The sequence below is a fragment of the Streptomyces sp. CAI-85 genome (assembly GCF_013363615.1).
GTDB lineage: Bacteria > Actinomycetota > Actinomycetes > Streptomycetales > Streptomycetaceae > Streptomyces > Streptomyces antibioticus_B.
On record NZ_JAANNX010000058.1, the window covers coordinates 1 to 12,880 of the forward strand.

Annotated in this window: 13 protein-coding genes; 5 read left to right on the forward strand and 8 right to left on the reverse strand. The window is 73.7% G+C overall.

What is annotated here, in order from left to right:
- Positions 1-344: 344 nt before the first annotated feature.
- Both G6W55_RS31425 and G6W55_RS31430 read right to left on the reverse strand, forming a co-directional pair.
- The gene (locus G6W55_RS31425) at positions 345-1,871 is read right to left on the reverse strand and encodes a leucyl aminopeptidase (protein ID WP_175524113.1); all 1,527 of its coding nucleotides are present in this window, start codon (positions 1,869-1,871) and stop codon (positions 345-347) included.
- A gap of 248 nt (positions 1,872-2,119) precedes the next feature.
- Positions 2,120-2,908 carry an adenosylcobinamide-GDP ribazoletransferase gene (locus tag G6W55_RS31430; RefSeq protein WP_175524114.1) on the reverse strand — a complete coding sequence of 263 codons (789 nt, stop codon included), beginning with the start codon at positions 2,906-2,908 and terminating at the stop codon, positions 2,120-2,122.
- Between the two features lie 67 nt (positions 2,909-2,975).
- Here G6W55_RS31430 and G6W55_RS31435 point away from each other — a divergent pair, with 67 nt between their 5' ends.
- Positions 2,976-3,740 (forward strand): hypothetical protein, encoded by a 765-nt coding sequence (locus G6W55_RS31435; RefSeq protein WP_175524115.1) that lies wholly within the window; start codon positions 2,976-2,978, stop codon positions 3,738-3,740.
- On the opposite strand, the gene G6W55_RS31440 is transcribed toward G6W55_RS31435, so the two are convergent.
- The 3 genes from G6W55_RS31440 to cobT form a co-directional block, all read right to left on the reverse strand.
- Positions 3,638-4,411 carry a hypothetical protein gene (locus tag G6W55_RS31440; RefSeq protein WP_175524116.1) on the reverse strand — a complete coding sequence of 258 codons (774 nt, stop codon included), beginning with the start codon at positions 4,409-4,411 and terminating at the stop codon, positions 3,638-3,640. The genes G6W55_RS31435 and G6W55_RS31440 overlap by 103 nt on opposite strands.
- On the reverse strand, positions 4,408-6,180 hold the full coding sequence (locus tag G6W55_RS31445) for a phosphatidylglycerol lysyltransferase domain-containing protein (protein WP_175524117.1): 1,773 nt from the start codon (positions 6,178-6,180) through the stop codon (positions 4,408-4,410). The genes G6W55_RS31440 and G6W55_RS31445 overlap by 4 nt, the downstream gene beginning before the upstream one ends.
- 85 nt (positions 6,181-6,265) lie before the next feature.
- Positions 6,266-7,360: a nicotinate-nucleotide--dimethylbenzimidazole phosphoribosyltransferase gene (gene cobT / locus G6W55_RS31450; RefSeq protein ID WP_175524118.1), complete on the reverse strand. Its 1,095-nt coding sequence runs from the start codon at positions 7,358-7,360 to the stop codon at positions 6,266-6,268.
- A gap of 185 nt (positions 7,361-7,545) precedes the next feature.
- On the opposite strand from cobT, the gene G6W55_RS31455 reads away from it, so the two are divergent.
- Positions 7,546-8,457 (forward strand): class I SAM-dependent methyltransferase, encoded by a 912-nt coding sequence (locus G6W55_RS31455; RefSeq protein ID WP_175524119.1) that lies wholly within the window; start codon positions 7,546-7,548, stop codon positions 8,455-8,457.
- Positions 8,458-8,487: 30 nt separating this feature from the next.
- Here G6W55_RS31455 and G6W55_RS31460 read toward each other — a convergent pair whose 3' ends face one another.
- Complete coding sequence (locus G6W55_RS31460) at positions 8,488-9,699, reverse strand: bifunctional adenosylcobinamide kinase/adenosylcobinamide-phosphate guanylyltransferase (RefSeq protein ID WP_175524120.1); 1,212 nt, start codon at positions 9,697-9,699, stop codon at positions 8,488-8,490.
- 113 nt (positions 9,700-9,812) lie between these two features.
- Between G6W55_RS31460 and G6W55_RS31465 the strand changes: the two genes are divergently transcribed.
- The gene (locus tag G6W55_RS31465) at positions 9,813-10,025 is read left to right on the forward strand and encodes a hypothetical protein (protein WP_030794525.1); all 213 of its coding nucleotides are present in this window, start codon (positions 9,813-9,815) and stop codon (positions 10,023-10,025) included.
- Positions 10,026-10,085: 60 nt separating this feature from the next.
- Here the strand turns inward: G6W55_RS31465 and G6W55_RS31470 are convergent, their stop codons facing one another.
- Both G6W55_RS31470 and G6W55_RS31475 read right to left on the reverse strand, forming a co-directional pair.
- On the reverse strand, positions 10,086-10,787 hold the full coding sequence (locus tag G6W55_RS31470) for a methyltransferase domain-containing protein (RefSeq protein WP_175524121.1): 702 nt from the start codon (positions 10,785-10,787) through the stop codon (positions 10,086-10,088).
- A gap of 83 nt (positions 10,788-10,870) precedes the next feature.
- Positions 10,871-11,497 (reverse strand): DUF3043 domain-containing protein, encoded by a 627-nt coding sequence (locus G6W55_RS31475; RefSeq protein WP_175524122.1) that lies wholly within the window; start codon positions 11,495-11,497, stop codon positions 10,871-10,873.
- 266 nt (positions 11,498-11,763) lie between these two features.
- On the opposite strand from G6W55_RS31475, the gene G6W55_RS31480 reads away from it, so the two are divergent.
- Positions 11,764-12,540 carry a PspA/IM30 family protein gene (locus G6W55_RS31480; RefSeq protein ID WP_244369175.1) on the forward strand — a complete coding sequence of 259 codons (777 nt, stop codon included), beginning with the start codon at positions 11,764-11,766 and terminating at the stop codon, positions 12,538-12,540.
- Between the two features lie 55 nt (positions 12,541-12,595).
- On the forward strand, positions 12,596-12,874 hold the full coding sequence (locus tag G6W55_RS31485; RefSeq protein WP_175524124.1) for a hypothetical protein: 279 nt from the start codon (positions 12,596-12,598) through the stop codon (positions 12,872-12,874).
- The last annotated feature ends 6 nt before the right edge of the window (positions 12,875-12,880 follow it).

Here is a 12,880-nt window from a genome sequence, read left to right on the forward strand (position 1 = left end):
TCACTAGGTCGAAAACGGTGCTGGCGTCGTTCGCCACGTCACGTCCTCCATGCATGTGCGCCGTGCGCCGGTCGTCGCTGACCGCCGGCGGCTGGTGTCCGGCCGCTCTTTCTTCGGCCCTGTGGTGGGGGCCCTGTCCTGCCGAGCCCCATCCTCGCACTTGTCGGAGGCCGACGAGACACGGGGCACCTAGACGAGACGCGGGGCACCTGTGTGAGACGCCCCACGTATCGCGCCCCTAGGGGCGCGGGGAACTGCGCGACAAGCCACATCCGGCCCGCACCCGCCGCGCGGCGGACGGAACCGAGTGATCAGGCGCACAGTCCCCGCGCCAGACGTGCGAACTAGCCCAGCTCACCCGCGGCGGTCAGCTCCGCGAGCCGCACCAGCGTCCGCACCGCGGTCCCCGTGCCGCCCTTCGGCGTGTATCCGAAGGGGCCGCCCTCGTTGAACGCGGGACCCGCGATGTCGAGGTGCGCCCAGGTGATGCCCTCGCCCACGAACTCGCGCAGGAACAGCCCGGCCACCAGGCCGCCGCCCATCCGCTCACCCATGTTGGCGATGTCGGCGACGCCGGAGTCCATGCCCTTGCGCAGGTGCTCCGGCAGCGGCATCGGCCAGGCCGGCTCGCCGACCTCCTCGGCGGCCTCGAAGACCGCCGTGCGGAACGCCTCGTCGTTGGCCATGACACCGAACGTCCGGCTGCCCAGCGCCAGCATCATCGCGCCGGTCAGGGTCGCCACGTCGACGATCGCGTCCGGCTTCTCCTGCGAGGCGGCCCACAGGGCGTCGGCCAGCACCAGCCGGCCCTCGGCGTCGGTGTTGAGCACCTCCACCGTCTTGCCGCTGTACATGCGCAGCACATCACCCGGGCGGGTGGCGGAGCCGGACGGCATGTTCTCGGCGAGGGCGAGCCAGCCCGTGACGTTGACGTCGAGACCCAGCCGTGCGGCGGCGACGACGGCGGCGAAGACCGCCGCCGCGCCGCTCATGTCGCACTTCATCGTCTCGTTGTGGCCGGCCGGCTTGAGCGAGATGCCGCCCGAGTCGTAGGTGATGCCCTTGCCGACGAAGGCGAGGTGCTTGTCCGCCTTGCCCGAGGTGTACGACAGCTTCACCAGACGCGGGGTGGACGCGGAGCCGGAGCCGACGCCCAGGATGCCGCCGTAGCCGCCCTTGGCGAGCGCCTTCTCGTCGAGCACCTGCACCTTGATGCCGTGCTCCTTGGCCGCGGTCTGCGCGAGCGCGGCGAAGGCGGCCGGGTCGAGGTCGTTCGGCGGCATGTTGATCAGGTCGCGGGCGCGGTTCAGCTCCTCGCCGACGGCGACGGCGCGGGCGAGCGCGGCCTTGTGGGCGGCGTCGCGCGGCTTCCCGCCGAGCAGGGCGGCCTCGGCGAGGGGGGCCTTGCCGTTGCGCGCCTTGGCGTCCTTGGCGCTCTCCTTGTAGGCGTCGAAGGAGTAGGCGCCGAGCACCACGCCCTCGGCGACGGCGCCGAGGTCACCGGCGTCCGTCAGGGGCAGGGCGAAGGCGGCCTTCTTGGAGCCGGTGAGGGTGCGCGCGGCGACACCGGCCGCGCGGCGCAGGGCCTCGGCGTCGAAGGAGGCGTCCTTCTCGGGCTCCGCGCCGAGCCCCACCGCCAGCACGAGCGGTGCCTTGAAGCCGGCCGGGGCGGGCAGCTTCGTCACCTCGCCCTCGGCGCCGGAGGCCCCGAGGGTTTCCAGGACGCCGGCCAGCCGGCCGTCGTACGCCTGGTCGACGGCCTCGGCGCCCGGGGCGACGACCGGGCCCTTCGGACCCTTGGCGACACCGATCACGATCGCGTCGGCCCGCAGGCCGGGCGCCGCGGCGGTGCTGAGAGTGAGAGCAGTCACGGTGGTGAAATCTCGCTTCCGATGTGGAGTTGCAGTGGCCGGAATGTGGTGGGTCGACCGGGCCCGAGAGCCGACCCTAGATCCGGGCCCCGAAAGCGGTCGTCACCGGGGTCGGCCCCACCGGCGCGGCGAACCGGCGGTCCCAACCCGCAACGAGCCTACGCGTGCCGCTCCGCCCACTCATCCACACAGCCCCACCTCGCCCCGATTCCCGGGCCCCGACCACCGGTCAGGAGGCCCGGCAGTGGTCAGGTTGGGCCCAGTACCGACACCACCAGGACCGTCGTCGCCGCCGTTTCGGCCAGGGCGCCGAAGACGTCGCCGGTGATGCCGCCGAAGCGGTGGATGCAGTGGCGGAGGAGGAGTTGGGCGGTGGCGGTCGCGAGGAGGAGTGCCACGGCCGTGCGCAGGGCGTCGGCCGGGGAGGAGAGGGCGCCCAGTGCGGCCGAGGCCAGGACGCAGACCGCCGTCACCGTGAGCGCGGCCGGCAGCGGGACCACGCCGGCCACTGCCGCGCCCAGACCCTCGGGGCGGGCCGGCGGGACCCCCTTGCGGGCGGCCAGGGTGAGGGCCAGCCGGGCCGCGACCGCCGAGACGAGCGCCGCGACCGCGCCCCGCGTCCAGGAGTCGTCGTAGAGCTGCGCCAGCGTCGCCACCTGGGCCAGCAGCACGAACACGAGGGTGAGCACGCCGAACGGGCCGATGTCGGACTGCTTCATGATCCGCAGCGCGTCCTCCGCGGGCCGGCCGCTGCCCAGCCCGTCCGCGGTGTCCGCGAGCCCGTCCAGATGCAGACCGCGGGTGAGGACGGCCGGTACCGCGGCGGAGCCCACCGCGGCCGTCAGCGGCCCCGCGCCCAGGAACAGCAGCAGCAGACCGAGCCCGGCCGCGACGGCACCCACGACCACCCCCACGAGCGGCGCCGCCGTCATCCCGCCCCGGGCCGCCGCCCGGTCCCAGCGCGTCACCCGAACGGGCAGCACGGTGAGCGTGCCGAAGGCGAATCGAAGGCCGTCCAGCGGCAGGATCTTGGACACGCGCGCAGAGTAGCCCGGACGCCGTCACGGACGGGCGGCCCGTCCCGTCCGCCGGGAGACTGGGCCCATGGGCCAGTGGCTTCAGCGCAACATCGTCGAACCGGGCAAACTCCCGCTGCTCCTCGCCCTGACCGCGTTCGTGCTCACCTTCCTGATCACCCGGGTCATCACCCGCCTCATCCGGGCCGGCAAGGGCCCCTTCGGGAACATCAGCACCGGCGGGCTGCACATCCACCACGTGGTCCCCGGCGTCGTGCTGACGGTCACCGGCGGCTTCGGCGCGGTCGGGAGCGGTCAGCGGCCCGTCGGCGCGGCGGTCTTCGCGGTCGTCTTCGGCATCGGCACCGGCCTGGTCCTGGACGAGTTCGCGCTGATCCTGCACCTGGACGACGTCTACTGGTCGGAGGAGGGCCGCAAGAGCGTGGAGGCCGTGGTGCTCACCGCGGCCCTGGTGGGGCTGCTCCTGGTGGGCGCCTCGCCGTTCGGCGTGGACGACCTGAGCGACGACGAACTCCAGGACCGCGGCACCGTGATCTCGACGATCGTCGTCAACTTCCTGTTCTCGATCGCCGTGCTGACCAAGGGCAAGTTCTGGACGGCGGTCTTCAGCGTCTTCGTGCCGCTCCTCGGTCTGATCGGGCTGATGCGGGTGGCGCGGCCCGGCTCGCCCTGGGCCCGGCGCTTCTACCGGCGCCGCCCGAAGGCCCGCGCGCGGGCGATCCTGCGGGCCTACCGGCACGAACGCCGCTGGCTGCGGCCCCGCCGGATCGTGGGGGACTGGCTGGGCGGCAAGACGGACGAGGAACTCACCGCGTCCGCCGGCCCCCGCTGACGCCCCCGGCGCCACCGACACCGCCACGGCCCCCGCCGACGCCGTAGCAGCCGCTCGCCCGCGCACAGCGCCAGCACCGCCGCGAGCGCCGCCAGATGCTCCTTGCCCGCCAGGTTGGGCTTGACCACGACCTCGACGATCATCGCGAGGACCACCGCCGACGCCGTCACGTACGCGTGGTGCCGCAGCGACACGAACACCGCCAGGCCCACCACCGCCGCCGACGGACCGGTGTCGACCACCTGGGCGTCGGAGGCCGGCAGCACACCGAGATGGATGCCCACGCGCGCGTACAGCGTGCCCGCGAGGGTCGCGACGTACGCGACGGCGAGCGTGCGCCACCGGCCCAGACAGATCTCCGCGATCCCGAACACCAGCAGGATCTGCGCCAGCGCACCCCAGACCGGCAGGTCGAGCGCGGGCACGAACAGCGACAGCGGGGTGCGCAGAAGGGCGAGCCAGAGAGGGTCCTCGGCGCGTACGGCGCCCAGGTCCTGGACCGGCCGGTAGCCCCAGGGCCGGTTCTGCACGATCTGTATGACCGCCGTCAGACACACCGCCGCGAGCGTCATCGGCACCGCCCGCCACCGCCGCCGCACCAGGGGCCCGCGCACGGCCTCGTACAGCGGCCCCCACTCGGCGCGGGCCCAGCGGGCGGGGCGGTGTCTCATGCTCGGGTCTCCACATGCTCACGTCGTCGGGTCGGCAGGGGCTCGCGGTACGGCCGCTTCCCCTGCCGGTACGGCCACTTCGGCAGCGCAGGCCCGTCCAGGAACCCTTCGGCCCGGGCGGACGCGACGCCGATCCGGGGCAGGTCCGCGCTCTTCTCGAAGAGCAGGAACCGCGGCTCCCAGACCGGCCGGTACTTGGCGTTGGCCCGGTACAGCGACTCGATCTGCCACCAGCGGGAGAAGAAGCCGAGCAGCGACCGCCACAGCCGCAGCACCGGTCCGGCGCCGAGGCGGGCGCCCCGTTCGAAGACCGACCGGAACATCGCGAAGTTCAGCGAGACGTGCGTGATCCCGATCTCCCCGGCCCGCCGCAGCACCTCGATCACCATGAACTCGATCAGCCCGTTGTCGGAGTCCCGGTCGCGCCGCATCAGGTCCAGCGACAGCCCCGAAGGCCCCCAGGGCACGAAGGAGAGCAGCGCCCGCAGACGGCCGTCGCCGTCCGCGCACTCGACCATCACGCAGCGGCCGTCCCGGGCGTCCCCGAGCCGCCCCAGGGCCATGCTGAAGCCGCGTTCGACGGCCCCGTCCCGCCAGTCGTCGGCCCGCCGCACCAGGGCGGCCGTCTCGTCGGCCGGGATGTCCTCGTGCCGCCGCACCCGCACGGTGTACCCGGCCCGCCGCACCCGGTTGTGGGCCTGGCGCACGGTCCGCATGGCGCGCCCCTCCAGGGTGAACCCGGCGACGTCGACGATCGCCTCGTCGCCGAGTTCCAGGGCGTCCAGGCCGTGCCGGGCGTACACCGTCCCGGCCTCCTCGCTCGCGCCCATCACCGCCGGGATCCAGCCGTGCGCGCGAGCCTCGGCGAGCCACGGCACGATCGCCCCGGGCCACGCCTCCGGATCGCCGAGCGGGTCCCCGGACGCCAGCGAGACCCCGCCGACGACCCGGTAGGCGACGGCCGCCTTCCCGGTCGGCGACCAGCACACGCTCTTCTCCCGGCGCAGCGCGAAGTAGCCGAGCGAGTCGCGCTCGCCGTGCCGGTCGAGCAGGTCCCGCAGCCGTTTCTCGTCGTCGTCGGTGAGCGGGTCGACGGCCCGCCGGGAGCGGAACGCGGCGTACAGGACGGCGAGGACCAGGGCCGTGCTCAGCACGTTGACGGTGACGTCGACCCAGGTGGGCGGCGCGATCCCGGCGACGGGGTGGTCCTCGGCGGCGACGGAGACGAGCCGGAGGGTGCCGTAGCGCCAGCGGTCGAGGAAGGTGGGGAAGGTGGCGGGGGCGCCCGAGCGGTCGGTGACCGTCACCAGCAGCGCGGCGAGCAGCGAGGCGCCGAGCAGCCCGCCGGCGCCGACGGCCGCGGCGAGCCGCGGGTTGGAACGGTCGCCCCGGGCGTAGAACTCCCGCCGTCCGGCGAGCAGCGCGGCCACGAAGACGGCGGTCAGCCCGAGCGAGACCCAGTTCTGCGGCTGCCGCCGGATCTCCGGGAACGCCATGGCGAACGCCAGCAGCGCCAGAAACGCCCCGCTCAGCGCGAGGTTGAGGATCCAGGCGGCCCGCTTGCGCCGCCGCATGGTGACGGCGAGGAACGCGGTGAAGACCCCGGAGGCGAATCCCGCCGTCAGCAGATACGGCGTGAACAGATCCGCCTGGTTGTGCCGCCGCACGTCCTGCCCCAGCGAAACCCACACCGCGCTGAGGAAGTTGACGAACGCGACGGCGCGCAGATACCAGACGGCGACGGAGGCGGCGACCCGGGAATGTCCCATGAAGGGGGATGATATGTCCCGTTTTCGCCCGCCATCCCGCTAGGCGCGACGACCCGTCGAGCCGCAGCCCGTCAAGAAGCCTCGGTCACTCTGTCTCCGGTTCCCCGACCGCCGTTTCCGGCTCCGGCTTCTCCTCCGGCCGTTCGCCCAGCTCCGCGGCCAGCGCCGCCGCGGCCTGCACCAGGGGCAGGGCCAGCAGCGCGCCCGCGCCCTCGCCGACCCGCACACCCTGGTCGAGCAGGGGCTCCAGCGCCATCCGGTCCAGCGCCTTCGCCTGCCCAGGCTCCCCGCTCTTGTGCGCCGCCAGCCACCAGTCCGGCGCCCGGAACGCGATCCGCTGCCCGACGAGCGCGCAGGCGGCCGCCACCACACCGTCCAGGACGACCGGCACCTTCCGTACCGCGCACTGGAGCAGAAAACCCGTCATCGCGGCGAAGTCGGCGCCGCCCACGGCGGCCAGCAGCCGGAGCTGCTCCCCGAGCACCGGCCGCGCCCGCCGCAACGCGTCCCGGATCGCCGCGCACTTGCGCATCCACGCCAGGTCGTCGATGGCCTCGCCGCCCCGCCCGGTCACCACCGACGCGTCGGTCCCGCACAGCGCGGCCACCAGCACCCCGGCGACGGTGGTCCCGCCGACGCTCACATCGCCGAGCACCACCAGATCCGTACCGGAGTCGGCCTCCTCGTCGGCGATCGCGACGCCCGCGAGGAACGCCGCCTCCGCCTCTTCGGGCGTCAGCGCGTCCTCGATGTCGATCCGGCCGCTGCCGCGCCGCACCCGATGGCGCGTCACATCCTGCGGGAACACGTCCGGTTCGCAGTCCAGCGCCATGTCCACGACCCGCACCGGCACGTCCAGCCGCCGGGCGAGCACCCCCACCGGACGGCCGCCCTCGACGATCTCCCGCACCAGCTCCCCGGCGCTGCCCGCGGGCCGCGCCGACACGCCCAGCCCGGCGATGCCGTGGTCACCCGCGAACAGCACCACCCGCGGCCGTACGACGGGACGCACCGGCACCGCGCCCTGCGCCGCCGCCAGCCATTCACCCAGCTCGTCCAGGCGTCCGAGCGCTCCGGGCGGCACGATCCGACGTTCCCGGCGCGCCTCCGCGTCGCGGCGCACTCCGCCGTCCGGGCGCTCGATCAGATCGGTGAAGTCGTCGAGATTAAGCGAGCTCATTCGCCGAACAGTACCGGCCCCGATCGAACGTGACGGCGCCACAGGGTGACCACACCCCGGCGACGTCATTGCACCCAAGATCCGTATCCCATACGTTCCGCTTTGCTGCCGAATGTCGCCACCCGCACCCGCTGTCCCCTCTCGCCCCTGCCATCCCCCCCCGTCCGCCCTTCCCGGAGCCGCCCATGCCGTCCGCCCGGCCCAGGCCCATCCACGACCCGCGCCGCGACGACTGTCCCTGGTGCGGCTCCCGACGCCTGCGCACCCGGCTGCGCTCCCCCGACCTGCGCCACCGCCGCCCCGGCACCTTCGTGGTCGACGAGTGCCAGGACTGCGCCCACGCCTTCCAGAACCCGCGCCTCACCCCCGAGGGCCTCACGCTCTACGAGGCCGACGGCGACCGGAGACCCAGCCGACGGCGACTGCGCGCGACGGCCCGGGTGATGCTGCCCTTCCCGGAACCGGAGAGCTGGCTGGACGTCGGCACCGGCGACGCGTCCTTCCCCCTCGCGGCCAAGGAACTGTTCACCTACACCGCGTTCGACGGCCTCGACCCCACCCCCCGCGTGGAGCGGGCCCGCGCGGCGGGACGCCTGGACGAGGCCCACGTCGGCCGGCTGACCGCCCCCGAGGTCCTCGCCCGGCTGCGCGGCCGCTACGACGTCGTCAGCATGCTCCACCACCTCGAACACACCCGGGACCCCAAGGAGGAACTCGCCGCCGCCCTCACCGCCCTGCGCCCCGGCGGCCATCTCCTGCTCGAACTCCCCGACCCCACCAGCGCGTCCGCCGCCGTCCTCGGCAAGTGGTGGCACCCCTACGACCAGCCCCGCCACCTCCACCTCATCCCGCCGGCCAACCTCCGCACCGAACTGGAGGCCCGCGGCTGCGTCGTCGTCGCCACGGACCGCCGAGCCCCGCACACCCCCGGCGACCTCGCCACGGCCGTCTCCCTGTGGCTCACCCACTCCCCGCTGCGCGCCCTGACCCGCCCGGCCGGCGCGGCGGCCGCCGCCCTGGACCACACCCTGTCGCCCCTGCTGCGCCGCACCCGCTTCTCCAACGCCTACCGCGTCATCGCCCGCAAGGCCCCCTGACCGCCCCCGGCCTCCCCGGGCGCGCGTCCCTCACCCCCGCAGCACCACCGCCTGCCCCGCGACCACCAGCACCACCTGCTCGCACTGGCCGGCCACCGCCGCGTTCACCCGGCCCAGTTCGTCCCGGTAGCGGCGGCCGGAGGCGGTGGCCGGGACGATGCCCGAGCCGACCTCGTTGGAGACCAGGACGACCGTCCGCCGGGTGCCGCGCACCGCCGCCACCAGGTCCGCCACCCGGGACCGCAGCGCGCGCTCGCCGCCGTCGGCCCAGACCGCGTCGTCCCAGGCCCCCACGGCGTCCATCGCGTCCGTCAGCCACAGCGACAGGCAGTCGATCAGCAGCGGGGCCCCCTCCTCGGCGAGCAGGGGGACGAGGTCGCAGGTCTCCGCCGTCCGCCAGGACCCGGGCCGGCGCTCCCGGTGCGTGGCGACGCGCGCCGACCACTCGGTGTCCCCGCCCCGCGTCCCGCCGGTGGCCACGTACAGCACGTCGGGGAAGGACTCCAGCCGCCGTTCGGCCTCCACCGACTTGCCCGACCGGGCCCCGCCCAGCACCAGCGTCCGCCGCGGCACCTCGGACACGTCCGGCGTGTCCTCGTAGCCGCCCACCACCAGCGTCGTCCCGTCCGGCACCGCCCTGGCCCCCGCCGCGGCCAGCCGCCGCCGCAGCTCCGCGCCCGGCGGCACGTCATGGTCCAGATGGACGGCGACCACGTCCGTGGCGGGCGTGACGGCACCCACCGCCCGCAGCTTGGCCAGCGCGTCCGGACGGCCCACGACGTCCGCGAGGACCAGGTCGTAGCGCTCGGCCGAGCCCTCCTCGAGACCGGCCGGCGCGCCGCCCGGCGGCAGATACAGCAGACGCTGTCCGTCCGGGCCGGTCACCGCGTACCCCGTGCCCGGCGCGTCCATCGCCACCGCCCGCACCCGGTGCCCCGTCAGCAGCGCCAGCTCCCGCCCGTCCGGCACCCGGCCGGGCTGCGGCAGCCCCGCCGGCACCTCCACGGCGGGACCGTCGTGCGGATGCGACAGCAGCACCTGCCCCACCCCGCCCAGCGAACGGCCCGCGCGGGCCGCCGCGAAGGCGGCGCCCGGGGTGAGGTCGAGCAGCAGCGCCCCGTCCACGAGCAACGCGGTCGCCGCACGCGCGTGTGCGGCGAGGGACAGCGCGCACACCGCGCAGGAGCAGTCGGGGCGGGGCAGTCCCGCGGGGGCGCCGGTACCGAGCAGAGTGACTTCCACGGACAGATTTTCGCCTGTCTGACCTGGTCTTGCGCATCCGACTAGGCTGCACAGCAGAAGCCGGACCAAGATCCGGCTTCTGCTCTGCACGTGTTCACATCAGGGAGGCGTACATGGCGGCATGGACGTGGCGGTTCGAGAAGGCCGACGGGACGGAGGTCCCGCCCGCGGTGCAGCCCGAGGAGTTCACCACCCAGGGGGACGCCGAGTCCTGGATCGGGGAGCAGTGGAAGGAACTCCTGGAGGGCGGCGCCGACCAGGTGCGGCTCTTCGAGGACGCCACCGAGATCTACGGGCCGATGAGCCTGCACGCCACCGATTCGTAACCGCGGGCCCAGGCCGCGCGGGCACAGGGCGGGGGCCCGTGGCTCCCGCCCTCGCGAACGCTAGCCCCGCACCCCGCACAGATGCAGCAGCGCCGCCACGCTCCGGTACGGATCCGTGCGCCCCGCGCGTTCCTCCACGGCCAGGAGCGTGTCCACGTCCTGCGGGATCTCCGCGCCGTCCGGAGCGGTGTCGGTGAAGACGCGGACGCCGTACCAGCACTGGAGCGGCGCCCCGATCCCGGCCAGCGCGTCGGTCAGCGTGGTCAGCCGGTCGGCTCGGACGTCCAGGCCCAGACGGTTGCGGTACGCCACCGAGTCGAAGGCGGCGAGCGCGCCCGCCCAGTCGCCGTCCAGACCGGGCCGCAGGGCCAGCGCGTCGGCGTTGCGCACCAGCAGCGACAGCAGCCCGCCGGGCGCCAGCATCCGCGCGAGCCCCGCCAGCAGGGCGTCCGGCTCCGCCACGTACATCAGCACGCCGTGGCACAGCACCACGTCGAAACCGCCGGGCAGGAAGTGCACTCCGGTGTCCCGGCCGTCGCCCTCGATGATCCGCATCCGCTCCCGGATGCCCTCGGGCTCGCCCGCGAGGGCGTCCCGCGCCGCCGCGATCATCGTGGCGTCCCGCTCCAGGCCGGTCACCTGATGACCGAGCCGGGCCAGCCGCAGCGCCTGCGTGCCCTGGCCCATCCCGACGTCGAGCACCCGCAGCCGCTGCCCGACCGGGTAGCGCGCGGCTATCTGCTCGTCGAGCTGCCGGGCCACCAGCTCCTGTCGTACGACGTCACGCAGCCCGCCCAGCTTGTCCAGCCAGGCCGCGGCCGCTCCCCCGGAGAAAGCCGCAGCGCTCAGGGTCGCTCTCCGCGCTTGACCTGCGGCTTGGGCAGCCGGAGCCGACGCATCTGGAGGGAGCGCATCAGCGCGTAGGCCACGGCGCCCCGCCGGTTGTCGTCGGGGAAGCGCTCGGTGAGCTTCTTGCGCAGCCGGAAGCCCGTGAGGATCGAGTCGAGCACGATGAGCACGATCACGACCAGCCACAGCAGCAGCGCGATGCTCTGGAGCGTGCCCACCCGGATCATGCTGAGCACCAGGATGACCACGGCCATCGGCAGGAAGAACTCCGCCACGTTGAACCGCGAGTCGATGTAGTCACGGGCGAACTTGCGCACGGGACCCTTGTCGCGGACCGGCAGATAGCGCTCGTCGCCGCCCGCGAGGGCCTGGCGCTGGCGGTCCATCTGGGCACGGCGCTCGTCACGCTGGCGCTTGGCGGCCTCCTTGCGCGTCATGGGCGTGTTGGCCACGCTGCGACGCTGCGATTGGGCCTCACTCCGCTTGGGCGTGGGCCGGCCCTTGGGGGCCTGCGGATGACGGGGCTGACTGGAGTCGGTCACCACGGCCTTGTCGGCGGGGGCCTTCTCTTCCTTGGCACGGCTACGGAACACAAAACCCAAGGGTAAGCGCTCCCCGGGCATGGACCCCAGTCCCGTGGGGAACGATCCGGCAACACCATTCGTCTGTAGTGGGGACGGACCCGGTGGTTCCCGGCGCTCACCCCTGAAGGTCACCTACTCCTTGCGCCGGAGCAAAGCCGTGGTCAGTCGTCCTTGGGGATGAGCACATCCGTCCCCGAACAGTGCGTCAATGGATGCAGGGCCCGTACTCTTGGTCCTGTCGCAGACCTGTGGAGCTGTCCGTCAGAAGGGGGCGCGCGAAGCCCATGAGCGGTGTCATGAAGCGTATGGGGATGATCTTCCGCGCGAAGGCGAACAAGGCCCTTGACCGGGCCGAGGACCCGCGCGAGACCCTCGACTACTCGTACCAGAAGCAGCTCGAACTGCTCCAGAAGGTCCGCCGGGGTGTCGCCGATGTGGCCACCTCCCGCAAGCGGCTGGAGCTCCAGCTCAACCAGCTCCAGTCGCAGTCCGCCAAGCTGGAGGACCAGGGCCGCAAGGCCCTCGCGCTCGGCCGTGAGGACCTCGCCCGCGAGGCGCTCTCCCGCCGTGCCGCGCTCCAGCAGCAGGTCACCGACCTGGAGACCCAGCACGCCACGCTCCAGGGCGAGGAGGAGAAGCTCACCCTCGCGGCCCAGCGCCTCCAGGCCAAGGTCGACGCCTTCCGTACGAAGAAGGAGACCATCAAGGCCACCTACACGGCCGCCCAGGCGCAGACCCGCATCGGCGAGGCGTTCTCCGGCATCTCCGAGGAGATGGGTGACGTCGGCCTGGCCATCCAGCGCGCCGAGGACAAGACCGCCCAGCTCCAGGCCCGCGCCGGCGCCCTCGACGAACTGCTCGCCTCCGGCGCGCTCGACGACCCGACGGGCATCGCCAAGGACGACCTCCAGGCCGAGCTGGACCGCCTCTCCGGTGGTACGGATGTAGAGCTGGAGCTTCAGCGGATGAAGGCCGAGCTGGCCGGCGGCCCCTCCGCGGGGCAGCAGGCCATCGAAGGCGGCACACCCCAGGCGCAGCCCCAGCAGCAGCCGCAGGACACCCCGCGCTTCGACAAGCAGTAGGCGGCAGGCAGGAGCCGCCGTCCGGCGCCGGGGCACGGAGCCGAGGAGGCCGATCATGATCGTGCGGATCATGGGGGAGGGCCAGTGGAAGCTGGCCGACTCCCACTTCGCCGAGCTGAACACGCTGGACGACGACCTGCTTCAGGAGATGGAGAGCGGCGACGACGCGGGCTTCCACCGCACGCTCGGCGCTCTCCTCGACGCGATCCGCCGTCTCGGCGACCCCCTGCCGGACGACGCCCTGGAGCCGTCGGAGCTGATCCTCCCGGCCCCGGACGCGAGCCTCGCGGAGGTCCGCGAGATGCTCAGCGACGACGGACTGATCCCCGGATGACTCCGG

Coding starts and splice junctions, on each gene's coding strand:
- G6W55_RS31475 (WP_175524122.1), bottom strand. CDS start 11,497: ATGCCCGGGGAGCGCTTACCCTTGGGTTTTGTGTTCCGTAGCCGTGCC.
- G6W55_RS31465 (WP_030794525.1), top strand. CDS start 9,813: ATGGCGGCATGGACGTGGCGGTTCGAGAAGGCCGACGGGACGGAGGTC.
- G6W55_RS31445 (WP_175524117.1), bottom strand. CDS start 6,180: ATGGGACATTCCCGGGTCGCCGCCTCCGTCGCCGTCTGGTATCTGCGC.
- G6W55_RS31480 (WP_244369175.1), top strand. CDS start 11,764: ATGGGGATGATCTTCCGCGCGAAGGCGAACAAGGCCCTTGACCGGGCC.
- G6W55_RS31455 (WP_175524119.1), top strand. CDS start 7,546: ATGCCGTCCGCCCGGCCCAGGCCCATCCACGACCCGCGCCGCGACGAC.
- cobT (WP_175524118.1), bottom strand. CDS start 7,360: ATGAGCTCGCTTAATCTCGACGACTTCACCGATCTGATCGAGCGCCCG.
- G6W55_RS31485 (WP_175524124.1), top strand. CDS start 12,596: ATGATCGTGCGGATCATGGGGGAGGGCCAGTGGAAGCTGGCCGACTCC.
- G6W55_RS31435 (WP_175524115.1), top strand. CDS start 2,976: ATGGGCCAGTGGCTTCAGCGCAACATCGTCGAACCGGGCAAACTCCCG.
- G6W55_RS31440 (WP_175524116.1), bottom strand. CDS start 4,411: ATGAGACACCGCCCCGCCCGCTGGGCCCGCGCCGAGTGGGGGCCGCTG.